The organism is Rhodococcus sp. (in: high G+C Gram-positive bacteria) (assembly GCF_049299235.1).
Taxonomy (GTDB): Bacteria; Actinomycetota; Actinomycetes; order Mycobacteriales; family Mycobacteriaceae; genus Rhodococcus.
In genome coordinates, this window is the sequence record NZ_JBAQXC010000167.1 from 1 (window position 1) to 3686 (window position 3686).

A 3686-nucleotide genomic window follows, 5' to 3' on the forward strand; every position below is an offset into this window, starting at 1 on the left:
GTCGTTGCCAGGTGTTACTTGGCGTACATCGTGGTGCCGGGAGGGGCAACGAGCGTCTGAATCAGACCAACGCCAGCGATGATCAGCGTCGGGCCACCGACTGCGATGGTGCCGATGACGCCACCGATACCCGCACCTGCGACACAACCTGCGATCGTGCCCGCGCCCGGAACGATCGAGCCGGGGATCGCGCCGACGATGCAGCCGATGATGGTGCCGGTCAGACCGCCGACCGCGGTGGCGATGCCGAGCTGCGAGCTGAAGTTCTGCTGCGCCTTGAGGTTCTCCTCGGGCGACGCCACGTCCGCGACCTTGAGGCTGACCGGCGTGATGCCGGTGGCGACCTTGTCCTCGGGCGCGACCGGGGTGGCCTGGGACGGGTCCGTGACCGGGGTCAGCGTGAGGGTCTTGCCGTCCTCGCTGATCTCACGCTCGAGCGGGAGCTGGAGGTCGCCGAGCTGGACGGCGAGCGGGAGGCTGACGACGGCGTTGCCGTCGGCGTCCTGGAGTTCGACGCTCTTGCCGTCGCCGGAGACCTGGAACGCGCCCGCGTCGATGACGGTGACGATGGAATCGCCCTCGCCCTTGACCTCGTAGTTGATCTCGTCCTGCGCGGCCTGTGCGGGCGCAGCGTACGACGTGCCTGCAGTGATCCCCATCGCGGCGATGGTCATGGTGGCGACCGCCGCAAGCTTCTTGAGCTTCATTTGTTCCCGTTCTGTTACATGTGGCGCACGCCCCCGACGGACGCCCCCTGGATATCTCAACGTTTGCAGCCCCGGATCTCGCTCCCCATCGCGCGAAACCCCAGCGTGCACGGCTGTTCGAGATCATAACCGAACTCACAGACAAATTCGTTACCGGGTCGAGCCACACATGTGCACGAAATGCCGTGTGTTCGTCGCCGATTCGAGACCGAGGGACTTAGGTCATCCTGAGCAATTCGAGCAATGAGTTCACCGTTTACCTTGTCCAGAACAGACCTACCAGCATCCCGACGTAAGTTACCCTCGGGTAGCCGCCCTCAAGTTACCAGCGGGTAACTTATCGCGGGTTAGGATGCTGAGACTTATACCAGGCGGTGCGGAGCCGCCCTCTACACGAAAGGCCACGTATGAATGCCCTGACGATCACGTTGGGCACGATCGGCGTGCTGCTGAGCCTCGTGTGCTGGTACTCGTTCATCGGCGGCGCGCTGAAGATGGTCAACACCGTCCGGATCGGCCAGCCGGCCCCGGATCGGTGGCATCCGTTCTTCCCGCGTTTCAAGCAGATGGTCGTCGAGTTCCTCGCTCACACGCGGATGAACAAGTTCCGGACCGTCGGCTGGGCGCACTGGCTGGTGATGATCGGCTTCATGCTCGGGGCGATCGTCTGGTTCGAGGCATACGGACAGACCTTCAACCCCGAGTTCCACTGGCCGCTCATCGGCAACACCGCCGTCTACCACTTGATCGACGAGATCCTCGGCCTCGGCACCGTGATCGGCATCGTCACGCTGATCGTCATCCGGCAGCTCAACCACCCGCGTCAGCCGGGCCGGATGTCGCGTTTCGGCGGCTCCGATTTCAAGGCCGCCTACTTCGTCGAGACCGTCGTCCTCATCGAGGGCCTCGGCATGATCTTCGTGAAGGCCGGCAAGATCGCCACCTACGGCGGCGGCCACATGAGCACCGACTTCTTCACCATGAACCTCGCGAAGCTGCTGCCCGCCAGCACCACGATGGTCGCGATCTTCGCGTTCGTGAAGTTGATGTCCGGCATGATCTGGCTCTACGTCGTCGGCCGCAACATCACGTGGGGTGTGGCCTGGCACCGGTTCGCCGCATTCTTCAACATCTACTTCAAGCGTGAGGACGACGGCGGCGTCGCACTCGGCGCGGTCAAGCCGATGATGTCCGGCGGCAAGCCCGTCGACATGGAGAACGCCGACCCGGACAACGACACCTTCGGTGCCGGCCGCATCGAGGACTTCTCCTGGAAGGGCTGGCTGGACTTCACCACCTGCACCGAGTGCGGTCGCTGCCAGTCGCAGTGCCCCGCCTGGAACACCGGTAAGCCGCTGTCGCCGAAGCTGCTGGTGATGTCGCTGCGCGACCACGGCTACGCCAAGGCCCCCTACCTGCTCGCCGGTGGCCGCACCGACCTCGGCGGCGACGAAACCGGCCTGGTCGACGCCGACGGCAACCCCGACGAGAAGAAGCTCGCTGCGATCCCGGCGGCGGCCCGCGCCGAAGCCGGCCGCAAACTCGTCGGCGAGACCGCAGAGCTCGTCGAGGCCGGCGAGTTGGCCCCGGTCATCGACGCCGAAACCCTGTGGTCGTGCACGAACTGCGGTGCGTGCGTCGAGCAGTGCCCGGTCGACATCGAACACGTCGACCACATCGTCGACATGCGCCGCTACCAGGTGCTCATCGAATCGGACTTCCCGTCCGAGCTCGCGGGTCTGTTCAAGAACCTCGAGAACAAGGGCAACCCGTGGGGTCAGAACTCCAAGGACCGCCTGAACTGGATCAACGAACTCGACTTCGACGTCCCGGTGTTCGGCCAGGACGCAGACAGCTTCGACGGCTACGAATACCTGTTCTGGGTCGGCTGTGCCGGTGCCTACGAGGACCGCGCGAAGAAGACCACCAAGGCCGTCGCCGAACTCCTCGCCACGGCGGGCACCAAGTTCATGGTGCTCGGCGCGGAGGAAACCTGCACCGGCGACTCGGCGCGACGCGCAGGCAACGAGTTCCTGTTCCAGCAGTTGGCACAACAGAACGTCGCCGTGATCGATTCGGTGTTCGAGGGCGTCGAGCGGTCCAAGCGCAAGATCGTCGTCACCTGTGCACACTGCTTCAACGCACTGAACAACGAATACCCGGAGGTCGGCGGCGACTACGAGGTCGTGCACCACACCCAGCTGCTCAACCGGTTGGTGCGGCAAAAGAAACTGGTGCCGGTCAAGCGTCTCGGCGAGGACGTCACCTACCACGATCCGTGCTTCCTGGGCCGGCACAACAAGGTGTACGACGCGCCGCGCGAACTGATGGAAGCGTCCGGTACCCGGTTGAAGGAAATGCCGCGGCACGGGGAACGGTCGATGTGCTGTGGTGCCGGTGGTGCCCGCATGTGGATGGAAGAGAAGATCGGCAAGCGCATCAACGTCGACCGGGTCGACGAGGCGCTGACCACGTTGGGTGGGGAAGGGGCGTCGACACAGAAGATCGCGACCGGATGCCCGTTCTGCCGGGTGATGCTCACCGACGGTGTCACCGCCCGTCAGGAACAAGGCCAAGGCGAAGGCGTCGAAGTTATCGACGTCGCGCAGTTGATGCTCGATTCGGTCACCCGGCTCGAATCCGACCAGCTCACCGCGAACATCGCGGTCGTGCAGACCGAGAAGCCGCAGACTCCGGTCACCGCCGAGGTCGAAGCCGAGGAACTCGAATCCGAGCGCGTCGCCGAGATCGAAGAGGCTGCCACAACTGCTGCCCCCGCAGCACCGAAGGGCGGCGGGTTGCAGATGAAGGGCGGACTCAAGGCACCCGGCGGCAAACCCGGTGGGCTGGCCATGAAGGGTGGTCTCAAAGCACCCGGCGCGAAGGCCGCCGCACCGGCCGCTGCCGCTCCGGCTGCCGAGGAGGCTGCGGCTCCGGCCGCGAAGCCGGGCGGACTGGCGATGAAGGGCGGCCTCAAGG

2 protein-coding genes are annotated in these 3686 nt (G+C 64.9%); one reads left to right on the top strand and one right to left on the bottom strand.

Annotated features, from left to right (window positions below; all coding sequences use genetic code 11):
* Window positions 1-14: 14 nt before the first annotated feature.
* Complete coding sequence (locus WAX14_RS10195; RefSeq protein WP_422627966.1) at window positions 15-707, bottom strand: ammonium transporter; 693 nt, start codon at window positions 705-707, stop codon at window positions 15-17.
* Window positions 708-1114: 407 nt separating this feature from the next.
* Between WAX14_RS10195 and WAX14_RS10200 the strand changes: the two genes are divergently transcribed.
* The coding region (locus tag WAX14_RS10200; protein ID WP_422627967.1) for a (Fe-S)-binding protein at window positions 1115-3686 on the top strand (2572 nt) is incomplete at its 3' end.

Bases quoted from the DNA above. Each gene is read 5' to 3' on its own strand.
- WAX14_RS10195 (WP_422627966.1), bottom strand. From the start codon at position 707: ATGAAGCTCAAGAAGCTTGCGGCGGTCGCCACCATGACCATCGCCGCG.